At 64.2% G+C, this 13986-nt stretch carries 14 protein-coding genes; 10 read left to right on the top strand and 4 right to left on the bottom strand.

The genetic code is table 11. The features are described 5' to 3' along the window. Positions 1 to 8: 8 nt before the first annotated feature. The gene (locus tag AC07OD_RS19740; protein ID WP_218297372.1) at positions 9 to 944 is read right to left on the bottom strand and encodes a LysR family transcriptional regulator; all 936 of its coding nucleotides are present in this window, start codon (positions 942 to 944) and stop codon (positions 9 to 11) included. A gap of 87 nt (positions 945 to 1031) precedes the next feature. Here AC07OD_RS19740 and AC07OD_RS19745 point away from each other — a divergent pair, with 87 nt between their 5' ends. The 6 genes from AC07OD_RS19745 (at position 1032) to AC07OD_RS19770 (ending at position 7047) form a co-directional block, all read left to right on the top strand. Next, entirely contained in the window at positions 1032 to 2249 is a 1218-nt protein-coding gene (locus tag AC07OD_RS19745) for a CaiB/BaiF CoA transferase family protein (protein ID WP_494597838.1), read from the top strand. A 4-nt stretch (positions 2250 to 2253) separates the two neighbouring features. Continuing rightward, entirely contained in the window at positions 2254 to 3105 is an 852-nt protein-coding gene (locus AC07OD_RS19750) for an HpcH/HpaI aldolase/citrate lyase family protein (RefSeq protein WP_494597839.1), read from the top strand. Positions 3106 to 3143: 38 nt separating this feature from the next. Next, complete coding sequence (locus tag AC07OD_RS19755) at positions 3144 to 4112, top strand: Bug family tripartite tricarboxylate transporter substrate binding protein (RefSeq protein WP_494597840.1); 969 nt, start codon at positions 3144 to 3146, stop codon at positions 4110 to 4112. 122 nt (positions 4113 to 4234) lie between these two features. Continuing rightward, positions 4235 to 5197 (top strand): D-2-hydroxyacid dehydrogenase, encoded by a 963-nt coding sequence (locus AC07OD_RS19760; protein WP_218297368.1) that lies wholly within the window; start codon positions 4235 to 4237, stop codon positions 5195 to 5197. Next, positions 5194 to 6501 (top strand): glycerate kinase type-2 family protein, encoded by a 1308-nt coding sequence (locus tag AC07OD_RS19765; protein WP_494597841.1) that lies wholly within the window; start codon positions 5194 to 5196, stop codon positions 6499 to 6501. The genes AC07OD_RS19760 and AC07OD_RS19765 overlap by 4 nt, the downstream gene beginning before the upstream one ends. Positions 6502 to 6627: 126 nt before the next feature. Next, on the top strand, positions 6628 to 7047 hold the full coding sequence (locus tag AC07OD_RS19770; protein WP_494597842.1) for a LysR family transcriptional regulator: 420 nt from the start codon (positions 6628 to 6630) through the stop codon (positions 7045 to 7047). 25 nt (positions 7048 to 7072) lie between these two features. Here the strand turns inward: AC07OD_RS19770 and AC07OD_RS19775 are convergent, their stop codons facing one another. Further along, positions 7073 to 7966: a LysR family transcriptional regulator gene (locus AC07OD_RS19775; RefSeq protein ID WP_494597843.1), complete on the bottom strand. Its 894-nt coding sequence runs from the start codon at positions 7964 to 7966 to the stop codon at positions 7073 to 7075. A gap of 124 nt (positions 7967 to 8090) precedes the next feature. On the opposite strand from AC07OD_RS19775, the gene AC07OD_RS19780 reads away from it, so the two are divergent. The 4 genes from AC07OD_RS19780 (at position 8091) to AC07OD_RS19795 (ending at position 11787) form a co-directional block, all read left to right on the top strand. Further along, positions 8091 to 9263 (top strand): CaiB/BaiF CoA transferase family protein, encoded by a 1173-nt coding sequence (locus tag AC07OD_RS19780; RefSeq protein ID WP_494597844.1) that lies wholly within the window; start codon positions 8091 to 8093, stop codon positions 9261 to 9263. A gap of 14 nt (positions 9264 to 9277) precedes the next feature. Then, entirely contained in the window at positions 9278 to 10144 is an 867-nt protein-coding gene (locus AC07OD_RS19785) for an HTD2 family dehydratase (RefSeq protein ID WP_494597845.1), read from the top strand. Between the two features lie 216 nt (positions 10145 to 10360). Next, positions 10361 to 11233, top strand: a complete 873-nt coding sequence (locus tag AC07OD_RS19790) for a Bug family tripartite tricarboxylate transporter substrate binding protein (RefSeq protein ID WP_494597846.1) — start codon at positions 10361 to 10363, stop codon at positions 11231 to 11233. Between the two features lie 260 nt (positions 11234 to 11493). Continuing rightward, a complete protein-coding gene (locus tag AC07OD_RS19795) occupies positions 11494 to 11787 on the top strand; it encodes a DUF4148 domain-containing protein (protein ID WP_369641186.1) in 294 nt (97 codons plus the stop codon). Between the two features lie 270 nt (positions 11788 to 12057). Here AC07OD_RS19795 and AC07OD_RS19800 read toward each other — a convergent pair whose 3' ends face one another. Together AC07OD_RS19800 and AC07OD_RS19805 are read right to left on the bottom strand one after the other, a co-directional pair. Further along, positions 12058 to 13032: a Bug family tripartite tricarboxylate transporter substrate binding protein gene (locus AC07OD_RS19800; protein ID WP_494597847.1), complete on the bottom strand. Its 975-nt coding sequence runs from the start codon at positions 13030 to 13032 to the stop codon at positions 12058 to 12060. A 33-nt stretch (positions 13033 to 13065) separates the two neighbouring features. Next, a complete protein-coding gene (locus tag AC07OD_RS19805; RefSeq protein ID WP_218297360.1) occupies positions 13066 to 13962 on the bottom strand; it encodes an MBL fold metallo-hydrolase in 897 nt (298 codons plus the stop codon). Between the last annotated feature and the right edge of the window lie 24 nt (positions 13963 to 13986).

Consider the following 13986-nt stretch of genomic DNA (forward strand, 5'->3'; position numbering starts at 1 on the left):
CTGGCCACCTAGGCAGGCGCGTCGCCAATCCACTCCGCTGGCCAGAGCCCTTGCTCAACCAGCGAGCGCATTTCCTCGGTTACCAGCGAAATCATGGCCGCGGTCGCCGGCGTCACGGGGCGCGTCATCGAGGTCGCACATGCCACCTGGCGCGGGATGTGCGGCCGGGTGATGGTGGTGACCGCCAGGTGGCCCGCCTGCACCTCGTCGGCAACCGCGCCCGGCGACAGGATGGTGCTGGCCATGCCTTCCTGCACCGCCTTCTTGATGTTCGGCAGCGAGTCAATCTCCGCAATCACTTCCAGCTCCACTCCATGCTCCGCGCACACCCTGTCGATGATCCTGCGCAACCCGTGTTCCTGGGCGGGAAGCACGAGCGGGCGGGAGGCCAGAGACTTCAAGGAAATCTCCCTGGTGGCAGGTGTGTCCTGGGGCGTGGTCACCAGCGCGAGCCGTTCTTCAAGAAGCAGGCGGTACTCGAAAGCCGGCTCGTTGCCGGATACGAACAGAACCGACAGGTCCAGCCGTCCGGCGCGCAGCCACTCGCCCAGAAAGCCGCTGTGGCTCTCGATGATCTTGAGCTTCAGCTTCGGGTACCGCGTCCTGGTGGCGCGCAGGATGGGCAGCGTTGCCACCAGCGCCACGGTCGTCGGCAACCCCACGGCCATCTCACCCTGGATGTCCAGTGCCGAATGCTGAACGGCACTGCGGGCCCGCTCGATGTCGGCAAGCACAACCCGCGCGTGTTCAAGCATGGTGCGGCCCGCATCCGTGAGGGTCATTCCCCGGTTCGTCCGCACGAACAGCTGCACCCCCAGCTCGCCCTCCAGCGAGGAAATGCTCTGGCTCAGCGCTGGCTGCGCCACGTGCAAGGTCTTGGACGCAGCCAGCACGCCCCCCGCCTCACAGACCCCAATCAGGTATCGAAGTTGGCGCAGTTCCATTGATATTGATTTTCACGATATCCAGTAGATGTCGAATGTATTTTACAGATATCAGATGAAAACAGAGACTTGCCCCAGGAGCTACTGATGAACCCACAAAACCACTCTTCGGCCCGTGGCGGCACGCAACCCCTGTCGGGGGTGAAAGTCGTCGACCTCTCGCGCCTGGTGTCTGGAAACATGCTGACCCACGTGCTCGCAGACCTGGGCGCCACGGTCATCAAGGTGGAGCCGCCGCGCAAGGGCGACGAGCTGCGCGCCTGGCAGCGCGAAGGCATGAGCACCTACTGGCTCGCGTACAGCCGCAACAAGGACAGCGTCGAGCTCAACCTGCGCACCGAGGACGACATGGCCAGGCTGAGGGGTCTCCTGGCCGATGCCGACATCCTGGTCGAGAACTTCCGCCCTGGCACGCTGGAGCGCATGGGACTCGGCAAGGACCGGCTCAATGCCTTGAACCCGAAGCTGGTGGTGGTTCGCATCTCCGGCTGGGGCCAGACGGGCCAGTTTGCGAGCAAGGGTGGTTTCGGCTCGCTGATTGAAGCCATGAGCGGCTTCGCGGCCATGAATGGCTTCGCCGACCTGCCGCCGGTGCTTCCACCCTTCGCCATGGCCGATTCCGTGGCCGGCATCTACGGCGCCGCGCTGGCGCTCGCCGCGCTCCATGGCCAGCGTGGCAATGCGAACGCATCGGTCCAGGAGGTTGACCTGTCGTTGTTCGAACCGCTGTTCTCCATCCTCGGGCCCCAGGCAGCGGAGTTCCAGCTGACGGGCAAGTCGACGCCGCGGTCGGGCAGCCGTTCGCCCACCCATGCACCGCGCAACGTCTACAAGACCCGCGACGAGAAGTGGGTGGCCTTGTCGGCCGGCATGGAGGGCACGCTGGCCCGCTTGTTCGAAGGCATCGGCTACCCGCAAGGTCTTCAGGACCCGCGGTTTTCCTCCCATGAGGCGCGGCTGAAGAACATAGACGCCCTGGATGCGCTCATCCAGGGGCATATCACCCAACTCACGCTGCCGGAGGCGCTGGAGTTCTTCGCGGTGCGGGACATCACTGCCGGCCCGGTCTGTGACATCGCGGACCTGCTGGAGCATCCCTATATCGCCGAAAGCCAGCTTCTGGTCGACCAGGTCGCTCCAGATGGCCGGACGGTCTCCGTCCATGCGGCGCCTTACCGCATCAATGGGCAGCGCCCCCCTATTCGCCGCGGCGCGCCTGCGCTCGGCCAAGACAACACCGCCTGGTTTGGCGCCGCCAAGCCGTCTGCCGAAGCAGGTCCCGCTGCAGCCGTACAACCGACTTGATGCCATGAAAACTGTCCGCTCTTTCCTCTTCGTTCCGGCAGCCAATGAGAAGCTGCTGCGGAGCGCCGTCACCAAGTCCAGCGACGCTGTCATCCTGGACCTCGAGGATGGAACCCACCCTTCCCAGCGACCGGTTGCCCGTGAGCGGCTCGCGGATTCGATGGGCCGTCTGAAGGCGGTGAACAAGCTGGCCGCCGTGCGCATCAACGGCGACTGGCTCACCGCGGTCGTGGACCTGAAATCCGCGGTGTTGCCCGGCCTGGACATCATCGTGCTCCCGAAGGTGGAGCATGCACGCGACGTTCAGATCATCGCGCAGATGGTCACGGACCTGGAAGCAGCGGCGTCGGTGCCACCGGGGCATGTGCGTCTTCTCCTGCAGATTGAAAGCGCGGCGGCCTTGCGGCATCTCCACGACATCGCGGCGTCTTCGCCCCGCGTGATGGGAATGATGCTCGGCAGTGAGGACTACTCGCTCGATTGCGGAGGACTCCCGACCGCCGACGCATTGCTCTATCCCAGCATGGCCGTCCTGACCGCGGCACGTGCGGCCCGGATCCAACCCATCGGTTTCATTGCATCGATTGCCGAGCTTGGTACTCCCGAGGACTTCAGTGCCGTGGTGCTGCGTGCCCGCGGGCTGGGGTTTCGGGGGGCCGTCGTCGTGCACCCCAAGTTCGTCGATGTGGTCAACGAGTGCTACACGCCGACCGCCGACGAAATCCAGCGGGCCCAGCGAGTGGTGGATGCCTTTGACGAGGCGTTCGCCCGCGGAGAAGGAGCCATCAAGCTCGATGGAGCCATGGTCGACAAGCCCGTGTACCTCCGTGCCCAGGAGCTGCTCGCGCAGCTCTAGGAACCCCGTTCCCCACACCAGAAATACAGGAGACAACCATGAATCCAACACGCCGCGAGTTCAGCGTCCTGGCCGCAATGGGCCTGCTGGGCTTGAATGCCTTTGCCGATACATACCCGTCCAAGCCGGTGACCATCGTCGTGCCGCAGGCGCCCGGTGGCACCAACGACACGGTCGGCCGCATCCTGGCCCAGAAGCTGAGCGAGCTGAGCAACCAGCGGATCATCGTGGACAACCGTCCCGGCGCCGGCGGGAACATCGGCACCGATTTCGCTGCGCGCGCGCCCAAGGATGGCTACACCTTGCTGTTGACCATCAGCAGCACACAGGCCATCAACCCTGCCTTGTATAAAAAGGTGCCATTCGACCCGGTCAAGGACTTCGAGCCCATCGCCCCCGTGGGCGTCGTGCCCAACGTGTTGGTGGTGAATGCATCCTTTCCCGCCAGGAACCTGGCCGATTTCATCAAGGTGGCTCGCGCCAGCAAGGAAGAGATTCAGTACGCCTCCGCGGGCAACGGCTCGCTGAATCACCTCCTGGGGGCCATGCTTTCCACGAGCACGGGCGTGCCGCTGCAGCATGTTCCGTACCGCGGTGTGGCACCTGCGCTGACCGACGTCATGGGTGGACAGGTCCCCGTGGCCTTCGCCAGCCTGCCCTCGTGCATCGAGTTCATCAAGAGCGGCAAGCTGCGCGCCCTGGGCGTGAGTTCCGCCAAGCGGTCTCCCGCGCTTCCCGACGTGCCCTCCATCAGCGAAGTGGTTCCTGGCTACGTCGGAGACCTCTGGGTAGGCCTGTTCGCGGCACGTGGCACGCCAGCACCCGTGGTATCCAAGCTGACCCAATGGGTCACCGCCGCGGTCGCCGCCCCCGATGTGCTGGAGCGATTCAAGGTTGCAGGCGTCGAGCCGCTGAGCGGGGGGGCGACACGGCTTGCGCAGCTGCTTCAGGAAGACATTGCCCGATGGGCACCCATCGTCAAGGCGTCGGGGGCGGTTGTTGACTAGACCTTTGCCTCTCTCGACGTAGACCCTCTCGTCAGCTGTCCCTGCAATGGGGGACAGCTGATTTTTGCGTTTCCACATTCCTATTCGCCTCCACTACTAAGCTGGCCGCTGCCAGGACCGCCATGAAGATTGCATTCCTTGACCGTTCCACGCTGTCCCCTGACACCACTCTGCGCGCACCTTTGTTCGAGCATGAGCTCGTGAGCTACGAAAACACGCAGCCTGGCGAGGTGGCGCAGCGCATCGCGGACGCCGACATCGTCATCACCAACAAGGTGAAGCTCGGCGCCCAGGCCCTGCAGCAGGCATCCAGGCTGAAGCTGGTGGCCGTGGCGGCCACCGGAACCGACAACATCGACTTGAAGGCATGCGCCCAGCATGGCATCACGGTCACCAACATCCGCAACTACGCTGGAAACACAGTTCCCGAGCACACCTTTGCGCTGATGTTCGCGCTCCGGCGGAGCATCTGTGCCTACCGGGAATCGGTGAAGGCTGGCCGGTGGCAGCAGTCAGGCCAGTTCTGCTACTTCGACTACCCCGTGCGCGACCTCGCCGGCTCCACGTTGGGCATCGTGGGCGACGGCGTGCTTGGCAATGCGGTGGCGGCCATCGGGCGCGCGCTCGGCATGAAGGTGCTCTTCTCGGCCTTCAAGGGCCGTTCTGGCCAGGGCAGCCTCTACACCCCATTCGACGACGTCCTTGCGCGTTCCGACATCATCACGCTCCATTGCCCGCTGAACGCCCAGAGCCACAACATGCTGGGCGCCGAAGAGTTCGCCAAGATGGCGCGCAAGCCGCTCATCGTCAACACGGCACGGGGCGGCCTGGTGGACGAGGCCGCGTTGGCCGCCGCCCTGCGCGGCGGGCAGATTTCCGGAGCGGCGTTCGACGTCGTTTCCGCCGAGCCGCCGCCAGCCGACCACCCCTTCATGGCGCTCCTGGATCTGCCGAACTTCATCCTGACCCCGCACGTCGCCTGGGCTTCCCAGGAAGCCATCCAGGGCCTTGCAGACCAGCTCGTCGACAACCTGGAGGCATTTGTCCGTGGTGAGCCCGTCAACGTGGTGGGGACCGCAGCGTGAACCCGATTGCCGACCCCCGAGCGCTTCTTGAGCGCCTCTTCAGGGTGGCGGTGCGGCGCGCACAGCCGTCGGAGACCTTGGCGGCCCATCTACCTCCTGCCCCGAAAGGCCGCACGCTGGTGTTGGGAGCCGGAAAGGCAGCAGGGGCGATGGCGCACGCGTTGGAGGCGGCGTGGCCCGAGGGTGCGCCAATGAGCGGGCTGGTGGTCACGCGATATGGCCACACCCCGCCGCGCCCGAAGGGATTGCCGGAACGCATAGAGATCATGGAAGCCTCTCATCCCGTACCTGACGAAGCAAGCCGAATCGCCGCCGTGCGCACCCATGCAATGACCCGGGGCCTCTGCGAGGACGACCTCGTGGTCTGCCTGATATCGGGTGGTGGCTCGGCGCTGCTCACCCTCCCGGTCGCCGGACTCGATCTGGCCGACAAGCAACGCATCAACAAGGAGCTGCTGGAAAGTGGCGCCGACATCCGGGAGATGAACTGTGTCCGCAAACACCTGTCGCGCCTCAAGGGCGGGCAGCTGGCTGCGGCATGCTGGCCCGCGCAGGTCGTCACCCTCGCGATCAGCGACGTGCCCGGCGACGACGTTTCGGTCATCGCCAGCGGCCCCACGGTGGAGGACGCCACCTCCTGTCGTGACGCACTCGACATCCTGGCCCTCTACTCCATCGCGGTGCCTGAGGCGGTCCACGCAGCCCTGGCCGAGGGAAAGCTGGAAACCCCAAAGCCGGGAGACAAGCGTTTTGCGCGGAACAGCGTGCACCTCATTGCCACGCCCCACGAATCATTGCTGGCAGCCGCCGAGGAAGCGCGCCGCCTGGGCATGGAGACGCGCATCCTCTCCGACGACATCGAGGGCGAGTCGCGGGAGGTAGGCAAAGTGCATGCTGCGTTGGCAAGATATGCCCTGCGCGATGGCAACTCCAGAACGAGCCCGTTGCTGCTGCTCTCTGGCGGAGAGACCACGGTCACGGTCAGGTCCCAACCTGCTGGCAGCCTGCGTGGCCGAGGTGGGAGAGCGGGAGAGTTCTGCATGGGGCTAGCCCACGCTCTTCAGGGGGAGCCAGGCGTTTGGGCGCTGGCAGCCGACACCGATGGAATCGATGGTGTTGAAGACAACGCGGGGGCCTTCGTGATGCCCGACACGATCGCCCGTGGCCGCGGGGCTGGCCTCACGCTGGCCGATCACCTGGAGAGAAATGACGCGTACGGCTACTTCTCGGCGCTCGGGGATCTTTTCGTCACCGGGCCCACCCATACCAATGTCAATGACTTCCGAGCGTTGTTGATTCTGTAGAGGTCCTGGAGTGCCCTTTCCCGTTGAACGGAGCCATGAGATATGCCATCCGCATTTTCGGCGTGGGGCGCGCGCCAGGCGCCATGCATGCGCACTGCCCGCGAAACAGCCCTGGATGCGGCGTGAATGTCGCGCAATGCGAATGAAGTCGCATCGGTGAAGAAGGTGTCGGCGCCCTCCACCAACATGGCTCGGCTGGACCTGTTGTCCCTGCGGCTGGTGGTCGCCTGCGCGCAAACAGGTTCGTTGACGCATGCGTCTCCGCTGTGCCACATGTCGGTCATGTGTGCCAACCGTCGCTTGAGGATTCTTGAGGAGCGCCTGGGCGTTGTGCTCTTCTATCGCCGCAAGGGGGGGCTGGTACCGACCGATGCCGGGCACATCGTCGCAACCACTTCGCAAGAGCTGCTCGTGAAACTGGACCAGATGGTCGCTGACGCCGTGTCTGCGCCAAGGCCTTCCGGCAACATCCATGAGAACTGCGGCCGGGCTGGCCACCGCCAGGGCACATTGAGCAGTCGCTTGGACAGTGTCCAGCATGCATGAACCCGTGGCTGCCGGGTGCCCGTGATCAGGAGCTTGCGTTTCCTTCGCACAGTGTGTCGATGAACTGCGCAACGAAAGGGCTGCGCAGGGTCTGCTCCCGAAGGCATATCTGCAGATGGCGCATGGCCCAGGTTTCCTTGATCTCAAGCACTGCCAGGTGCTGCAGGTCAGCATCCTGGAGCGCCGAGCGTGGCACGACGCCGATGCCAGCCCCGGAGGCCACGAGCTGCGCGATGGCGCGGTAGCCCGATACCTGCACCCGGATATCCAATTTGCCGCCCAGCGCCACCGCGTGATTGGCCAGAAATGTGTGCAGGGCCATGCCGGACTGAAGGCTGACGAAAGGCTCACTCAGGCACGCGCCGAAATTGATGCTGCCGCGTCCCGCCAGCGGGCTGGAACGTGGCACGAGCAAAATCAGTTCGTCTTCTCGGTAAGGCAGGTAGCGCAGTTCCGAGTGCGGTTGTTCGACGGCCACGACCCCGAGATCGGCGCGCCCTGCCATGACGGCTGTCACGATGTCCAGGCTCGGCCGCTCCTCCAGGGTGATGCGCACCGATGGATGGCGCGCGAAGAATCGCGCCAGATCGCCAGGCAGGTGACTGCTGATGGCATTGTTGTTGGCGAACAGGGTGATGTGGCCTCGAATTCCATCAGCGAATGGCGCCAGGTCGGCATGCATCTGTTCGAGCTGAGCAATACACCGGCGGGCGTGTTCCAGCATGACGGCTCCAGCCGGCGTGAGTTCCATTCCGCGGGCATGGCGTTTGAAGAGTGGTGTCCCAACGGCTTCCTCAAGCTCCCTGAGGCGCAGGCTGGCTGAAGACGGTGCCAGAAAACAGCGGGCGGCGCCGCGGGAGAGATTCTGTGCATCGGCCACCGCCAGAAACACTCTCAGATCCATCAAGTCGTAGCGCATGAATTGATCCCGCACAGGAGCTTCAGTAGCGCCTAGTATGTACAAAGAGCGTTCGCGCAAGACGAAGGCTGGGTTTGGAAAAACTCGCTTGTTGGCAGAGACGCAGAGTTTGAAACTTCGGCCTATGAACACCGAACTGCTTTCAACCTCCTTGGCGTCGACCGCCCCTTCAAAAAAACCGTTCGAAGGTCTTCTTGTCGTGGCCATGGAGCAAGCCCTGGCGGCACCGCTCGCAACGTGCAGGCTGGCCGAGATGGGCGCACGGGTCATCAAGATCGAACGCCCCGAAGGCGACTTCGCGCGTGGCTACGACCGTGCGGCCAACGGCGAGGCCTCGTACTTCGTCTGGACCAACCGCGGGAAGGAATCCGTGGCGCTGGACTTCAAGCAGCCGCATGACCGCGCGGTGCTCGACGCCTTGCTGGCGAAGGCCGATGTCTTCGTGCAGAACCTCGCTCCGGGGGCGCTGGCCCGCGCCGGGCTCGACAGCGACGCGCTGCGCGTGCGCCACCCCCGGCTCATCACCTGCGACATCAGCGGCTATGGCGCCGAGGGGCCCGCCAGCACGCTCAAGGCCTATGACCTGCTGGTGCAATGCGAGAGCGGCCTGGCTGGCATCACTGGCTCCCCCGAGGCGTGCGGCCGCATTGGCGTGTCGATCTGCGACATCGGTGCCGGCCTCAATGCGACGATCGGCATCCTCTCCGCCCTGGCCTCGCGCGCACGCACCGGCAAGGGTTGCGGCATCTCCGTCTCGCTCTTCGATGGCGCCGCCGACTGGATGACGGTGCCTTACGTGCACGCGATCTACGGTGCCGGCGCTCCCACGCGCCAGGGTTTGCAGCATCCCTCCATCGCCCCCTACGGGGCCTACGCCACGCGCGATGGTGGCAGCGTGGTCATCAGCATCCAGAACGAGCGCGAATGGCGCAACTTCTGCGAATCCTTCCTGGGGCAGGGCGCGCTGGCGCAGGACGAACGTTTCAGCAGCAACTACCTGCGTGTGCAGAACCGCCTGGAACTCAACGCACTCATCGCCCGGAGGTTCGCTGAACTGGATCTTGCGCAGGCCTTGCAGCAGTTGCAGGTCGCCAACACCGCCTACGGCCAGGTGCGATCCGTTGCCGATATGGCCCGGCACCCCGCGCTGCGCACTTGGCCCATGGCTGTCGGCGACAAGGAACTCGACCTGGTCGCACCGCCCGTCCGCGCCCCCTGGGACAGCGGGCGCTTCACGGCCGCGCCAGGTCTGGACCAGCACGGCGCCGCCGTGCGCGCCGAATTCCTTCCCGCATGACACGAGATCACTCCATGAGCACACTGAACACCTCGGATGGCAGCGCCATCGATCTGGATTTCCTTCGAACCTGGATGGGCCGGGAGTCTGTCGCAGAAGACACGCTGTCGGTACGCCATGCCCGCCTCATGGCCGCCACGCTGGGGCTGCCGCAAGCGCAATTCGCCGAAGGCACGCCGCTGCCGCCGTTGTGGCATTGGCTGTATTTCCTGGAAGGGCTTCTCGCCAGCGAACTCGGCCGCGATGGCCATCCGGCCCGGGGCGGGTTCTTGCCTCCGGTGCCCCTGGCGAACCGGATGTGGGCAGGCGGTCGCCTCGCGTTCCACGCACCGGTGGCGCTGGGCACCACGGTGCGCAAGCGCTCCGCCGTCACCTCGGTCGAGCACAAGCGCGGCCGCAGCGGCGACCTGGTTTTCGTCACGGTGCGGCACGAGATTCTCGATGGCCAAACGGTGGCGATCACCGAAGACCACGACATCGTCTACAAGCAACCCACGCCGCCTGGCACGACGCGCGCCGCCGCGGTGGCCATGCCGGCACCGAGCCACAGCGAACCTTTCGAGGCGACCTCCACGGTGCTGTTCCGCTACTCGGCGCTCACCTTCAACGGCCATCGCATCCACTACGACCTGGACTACTGCCGCAACGTCGAGGGCTACGCCAACCTGGTCGTGCACGGACCGCTGCAGGCCACCCTCCTGGCGGAGCTGGCGGCACGACTGGGGACACGGCCGCTCCGGCAATTCCGCTACCGCGGCGTGCAGCCCAACCTGCTTGGCACCCCGCTGACCGTCAATGCGGCGCCCAGCGGCGACGGCCTGACGCTGTGGACTGCGCAGCCGGACGGCGCGGTGTCCATGCAGGCCGAGGCGTCGTTCTAGGCGACCTTTCCCACTTTCGCGAAAACCCGAGCACGGGCCGCCCCTGGCGGCCCGAGGACTCGCCACATCCATACACATCCATAGGAGACAACCATGCCCGCTACATCTCGCCGATTCGTTCTCGCCGCGGCTGCCAAGGCCGCTCTGGCAGTTGCACTGCCGCTCGCCACGCAACTTGCCTGTGCGCAGGACTACCCCACCAAGCCCATCACCCTCGTGGTGCCCTTCGTGGCGGGTGGGACCACCGACATCCTCGGCCGCATCGTGGCGGATGGTTTGGGCAAGAAGCTGGGCCAACCCGTGATCGTCGACAACCGTGGCGGTGCTGGCGGCAACATCGGCGCGGCGGCAGTCGCCAACGCCAAGGCCGATGGCTACACCTTGCTGATGGGCTACAACGGAACGAATGCGATCAATCCATCGCTGTATAAAAAGCTGTCCTGGAATCCCGTGAACAGCTTCGATCCGGTGTCGCTCGTGGCGCGTGTCAACAACGTGGTGGTCGTCAACCCGACACTTCCGATCAAGACCTTGCCTGAACTGGTGGCCTATGCGAAGGCCCATCCGGGCAAGGTGAACTATGGTTCGGCCGGGCCCGGCAGCATCTTTCACCTCGCGGGGGAAATGCTGTCGCAGCAGGCCGGCATTTCCATGACCCATGTGCCTTACAAAGGCGCCGCTCCCGCGCTGACGGATTTGATGGCGGGCCAGACACAGGTCATGTTTTCGACCATACCCACCGCGCTGCCTTTCATCAAATCGGGCCAGTTGCGAGCGATCGCCGTCACCGGCGCTCAGCGATCCCCTGTCTTTTCTCAGTTGCCCACCGCCAGGGAGGGCGGCCTGAAAGACATGGTCGTGGACTCCTGGTTCGGCGTCTTTGCGCCCAAGGGGCTGCCTGCACCGATCCTTGGCCGCCTGAACCAGGCGCTTCACGAAGTGCTGGCAGACCCCGCCGTCGTGCGGAGTTTGAAAGAACAAGGTGCGGAGCCCGTCGCCTCCACGCCGGCAGAACTGGCCACCTTGTTGGCCAACGACCTGAAAAGCTGGCAGGCCATCGTCAAGAGCGCCAGTGTGTCCCTCGACTGAGGCGGGCCTGGACATGGGAGGGCGAGGGGTTGATGTTCGGCTTGCTGTTGAGAATGGTCTGGGGAGCTGCGCTCCTTTTCGATTGTTCTCAATACTGGAACAGTTAGTTCGCGACCAGGTGGTTTTTCTTTGGATACCCCAGGCGTACAGTTCAACCCATCGATGAGCCGAACCCGCAAGGCGACTCACCGAACCCGGTTCAGAAATGGTTTTTGTCCCGGCTTTTTTGAGACGCTTTTTTAACTTCAAGGATTTTCATCATGAACACGACCGCACGTTTCCTCTCCATCGCCGCTGTGGCTGCTTTCGCTTCTTTCGGTGCCCAGGCCGATGAAGCCGATGCTTCGCAGTTCGCCACCAAGTTCGAGACGAACCGCACGCGCGCCGAAGTGCAAGCCGAAGCCGCCACCGTGGCACAGACCCGCTCCATCGAACCCGCCGGTTCGCGTGTGGTGACCTACAAGTCCACCGCCGACCGCGCCGCAGTGCGTGCCCAGGCTGCCGAAGCCGTGCGCACCGGCCAGATCCCTTCGGGCGAATTCAGCGCCATGTAATTGAATTGACGCAGTTGCGGGCCTTCCCATGGTGGCGGCACTTCGCGGGTGCCGCTGCCATGGGGAGTGTTTTGAACAGGCCCGCACTGATGACAAGCAAACTGGGTTCCCTTTGGGAGCCCTTTTTGTTGGTGCAGCGCATCCTTGCCAGCGGCGATAGGCCGCGGGTGCGGTGACCCTCCTGCGCCGTGATCCCCAGCTTTCAGCGAGTGAGCCAACTCGCAGAATCAGCCCGCATCCGCCGCCTTGGCAGGAATGTGGGCGTGGCGCTCAGTTTGGCAGCACGTTCGCGGCTTCCGCCACCTGCTTCCAGGTCGCCACGTCTTCGGCCATCAGCTGGCGCAGTTGCGCTGGCGGCAGGTAGGCGGGCTGTATTCCGAGTTCCAGCATCCGGTCCGCAACGCCTTTGTCCGCCAGCGATTCTTTCAGCGCCTCCGTGAGCTTGAGCGTCAACTCCGCCGACAACCCTCCGGGGGCCAACAGCACCCAGCTGAGCTCGCTCTTGAAATCAATGCCTTGGTCCGGGTAGGTCCCCACGTCCGGCATGCTGGGCGAGCGTGTTCCGCAGATGCCCAGCGCCCGGATCTTGCCTGCTTTCACGAGGGGCGACGCGGTGCCCATGTCGAGCACCGCCACGTTGATGTGGTTGCCCAGAAGGCCTGTGACCAGGTCGGACGAAGACTTGAAGGGGATGTGGTCGAATTTCGCTCCCGCTTTCTGAACCATGACTTCGCCACACAGGTGACCGGTGGAACCATGGCCCCAGGTCGCGTACTGAAGCGGTTTGTCGAGGGTCTTGGAGTGCGCGACCAGCCCCTTGAGGTCCTTGGCGGGAAATGCCATCGTGGAAACCACCACGACCCCTGCGGTACCGATGCGGCCAATTTGAGTGAAGTCCTTCACGGGGTCGTAGGGCAGCTTCGCATAGACGGCCGGCGCAATGATGTGGGACGTCATGCCTCCCATCGTGATGGTGTATCCGTCGTTCGGCGACTTGGCCGCCTGGGCGGCCCCGATGGTGCCGCCGGCCCCCACCCTGTTTTCAACGAAGAACGATCCGTTCAAGCGCTTGCCCATCGCTTCGGCGACCAGGCGGCCCAGGGCGTCGCCGCCGCTGCCCGCGGACAAGGGAAGCAAGAGCTTGATGGGACGGTGGGGATAGTCCTTGCCTTGCGCAAGGGCCGCCACGCTCGCCAGCATCACGAGGCCGGCAAGAACGCGAGATAGCTTGAATGTCTTCGTCATCGGTTGTCTCCTTTTTGGGGTTGCACTGGCCCGTCAGCTGAGGTACTTGAACTTGAAGCCGTGACTGCATGAATGGATGCGGCCGGCGGTCGGCGCGGGGAAGTGCATCGTCAGCAGGACGGACGATGTGTCGGCAAATCGCTCACAAAGCCGTTGCCGCGTCTCCCGCGCCAGCGTGGGGTTCCAGTCGCCGGTGTTGATGAGCCCGGGCTCCAGGAAGATGATGGGGTGATGGAAGATGTCGCCCGTCATGACCCCGTGCTGTCCGTTGTCCTTCACATGGACCGTGACGTGGCCTGGCGTATGCCCTTTGGCATCCTCGAGCCAGACGCCTTTGGCCAGGTCTCCATCCACCCTGTGGTTGGAGTCGACCAAGAGGGCCTGCCCGGCCTCCACGACCGGCAGCACGCTGTCCAGGAAGGAGCCCTGGCCCACCGGAAATTCCGGCCCGCTTTGGTGCTGCCGAAGGAAATGTTCGAACTCTTCCCGTGCAAAGATGTACTTTGCGCGGGGAAAAGTCGGCATCCATCGGCCATCACTGAGCACGGTGTTCCACCCCACATGGTCGGTGTGGAGGTGGGTGCACAGAACCATGTCGATGTCCTCGGGGCCCAGGCCCAGGCGTGCCAGATTGCGCAAGTACTCCTGCGACTTGAACATGTGCTGCCACTTCGCGCGGGGCCGGTCCTTGTGATTTCCGTTGCAGGTGTCCACCAGGATATTGGCCGTCCCCGTGCGCACCAGATAGCTGTGAAAGCTCAGGTTGAGTTTCTTCGTCTCTGGGTGAATCAACGTCGGGCCCAAGGCCTCCTGGTGTTTCAAGACCGCTGACGGTTCAATGTTGGGATAGAGCCAAGTGGGGTCTACCCAGAAATTGTCGATTTCCACGACCTTGTCGACCGTGGTGTTGCCCAGGTGGAGCTGTTTCATCGCAGGAAAAGCACGGATGACGAC

The sequence above is a fragment of the Acidovorax sp. GW821-FHT10E03 genome (assembly GCF_059415205.1).

What these genes read in the sequence shown, in the direction of transcription:
- AC07OD_RS19740 (WP_218297372.1), bottom strand. Translation starts at nt 944, where the DNA reads ATGGAACTGCGCCAACTTCGATACCTGATTGGGGTCTGTGAGGCGGGG.
- AC07OD_RS19745 (WP_494597838.1), top strand. Translation starts at nt 1,032, where the DNA reads ATGAACCCACAAAACCACTCTTCGGCCCGTGGCGGCACGCAACCCCTG.
- AC07OD_RS19750 (WP_494597839.1), top strand. Translation starts at nt 2,254, where the DNA reads ATGAAAACTGTCCGCTCTTTCCTCTTCGTTCCGGCAGCCAATGAGAAG.
- AC07OD_RS19755 (WP_494597840.1), top strand. Translation starts at nt 3,144, where the DNA reads ATGAATCCAACACGCCGCGAGTTCAGCGTCCTGGCCGCAATGGGCCTG.
- AC07OD_RS19760 (WP_218297368.1), top strand. Translation starts at nt 4,235, where the DNA reads ATGAAGATTGCATTCCTTGACCGTTCCACGCTGTCCCCTGACACCACT.
- AC07OD_RS19770 (WP_494597842.1), top strand. Translation starts at nt 6,628, where the DNA reads ATGTCGCGCAATGCGAATGAAGTCGCATCGGTGAAGAAGGTGTCGGCG.
- AC07OD_RS19775 (WP_494597843.1), bottom strand. Translation starts at nt 7,966, where the DNA reads ATGCGCTACGACTTGATGGATCTGAGAGTGTTTCTGGCGGTGGCCGAT.
- AC07OD_RS19780 (WP_494597844.1), top strand. Translation starts at nt 8,091, where the DNA reads ATGAACACCGAACTGCTTTCAACCTCCTTGGCGTCGACCGCCCCTTCA.
- AC07OD_RS19785 (WP_494597845.1), top strand. Translation starts at nt 9,278, where the DNA reads ATGAGCACACTGAACACCTCGGATGGCAGCGCCATCGATCTGGATTTC.
- AC07OD_RS19795 (WP_369641186.1), top strand. Translation starts at nt 11,494, where the DNA reads ATGAACACGACCGCACGTTTCCTCTCCATCGCCGCTGTGGCTGCTTTC.
- AC07OD_RS19800 (WP_494597847.1), bottom strand. Translation starts at nt 13,032, where the DNA reads ATGACGAAGACATTCAAGCTATCTCGCGTTCTTGCCGGCCTCGTGATG.
- AC07OD_RS19805 (WP_218297360.1), bottom strand. Translation starts at nt 13,962, where the DNA reads ATGAAACAGCTCCACCTGGGCAACACCACGGTCGACAAGGTCGTGGAA.